We start from the raw sequence: 1,154 nt of genomic DNA on the forward strand, positions 1-1,154 counted from the left end.
TGCCCTGCGCGGTGCGCGTTCCGGCGGGGATCAGGCCGGTCACGGTCTGGTAGTTCTGGTTGGTCTGCGCGGCGATGTCGCGCTTGAGGCCGGTCACCGCATTGGCCTCGTTCTCCACGCCGATGCCGGGGAGCTTTTCCGGCAGCGCGCTGCCGCTTTCGGTGATGACGGCAGTGGCCGGGTCGCCGTCCTTGATCTTGCGCGCGACGATGACATAAGGCTGGCCGAAGGGCGTGAGGGCCGCGCCCGTGCCGGCGCGGTCGCCAAAGCCGGGCTTGCGCGACCTCGTGCGCCCGCGCGGACCGTCCGCCACGCACTGCGCCATTGCGACTACAAATATGCTATAAAAAGAACAAAAATAGCCAACGAAGGACACCATGGCCACCGCGCAGCTCAAGAAGATCACCGCGTTTCGCCGTGGCTTGCGCAGCGCACCGCTCGATGAGCGCATGCGCATCGAGCGTCAGGGCGTGCCGGCCGACATCGTGCGCGGCTTGCTCGGCCAGTTGGACCTGACGGGCGCCGAGTTTCAGTCCCACATGGGCATTCCGAAGGCCACCTACACGAAAAAGATGCGGGAGAAGTCCGACCTCGATGGCACCACCGGCCAATCGGTGCTGGGCCTGCTCGAACTGGTGAACAAGGTCGAGGACATGCTGGCCCTCGAAAACGATCCGGCGGCCAAGCGCTTCGACGCCGCGCGCTGGGTCGGTCGCTGGATCAGGGAACCCCAGCCCGCCCTGGGCAACAAGGCCCCCATCGAAGTGATGGACACGCCCAGCGGCAGGGCATCGGTGTTGCGCATCCTGGGCGCTGCGCAAAGCGGCGCCTATCAGTGAAACTGGCGCGCATCGGCTCGCGCGGGCCCGGCTGGAAGGCCGACGACCTGTCGGGCGCCGGCGCTGCGCTCTCCCCGGGGCGCTGGAATCAGGAAGGCGAACGGGTGGTGTATGCGGCCACGAGCATTGCGCTGGCCGTGCTCGAAACAGTGGCGCACATCCAGGCGCACGGCCTGCCCATCCATCGCTACCTGGTGGAAATCGACGTGCCTGCCAGGGTGTGGGCACGACGCAAGCTCATTGCATCCGCTGACCTGCCCAGGGGATGGGATGCCATTCCGCACACCGAAATATCGCGTCAGTATGGATCGCACT

At 66.4% G+C, this 1,154-nt stretch carries 3 protein-coding genes; 2 read left to right on the forward strand and 1 reads right to left on the reverse strand.

The window, feature by feature from the left end; all coding sequences use genetic code 11:
- A partial coding sequence (locus KF759_RS14200) for a hypothetical protein (protein ID WP_291226498.1) occupies positions 1-379 on the reverse strand: 379 nt, incomplete at its 3' end.
- On the opposite strand from KF759_RS14200, the gene KF759_RS14205 reads away from it, so the two are divergent.
- Together KF759_RS14205 and KF759_RS14210 are read left to right on the forward strand one after the other, a co-directional pair.
- Positions 378-839: an antitoxin Xre/MbcA/ParS toxin-binding domain-containing protein gene (locus KF759_RS14205; RefSeq protein ID WP_291226499.1), complete on the forward strand. Its 462-nt coding sequence runs from the start codon at positions 378-380 to the stop codon at positions 837-839. The two genes, KF759_RS14200 and KF759_RS14205, sit on opposite strands and share 2 nt — an antisense overlap.
- Positions 836-1,154 (forward strand): RES family NAD+ phosphorylase (locus KF759_RS14210; RefSeq protein WP_291226500.1); only part of this gene is annotated, 319 nt, incomplete at its 3' end. The genes KF759_RS14205 and KF759_RS14210, both read left to right, overlap by 4 nt.

The sequence above is a fragment of the Dokdonella sp. genome, from assembly GCF_019634815.1.
GTDB lineage: Bacteria > Pseudomonadota > Gammaproteobacteria > Xanthomonadales > Rhodanobacteraceae > Dokdonella_A.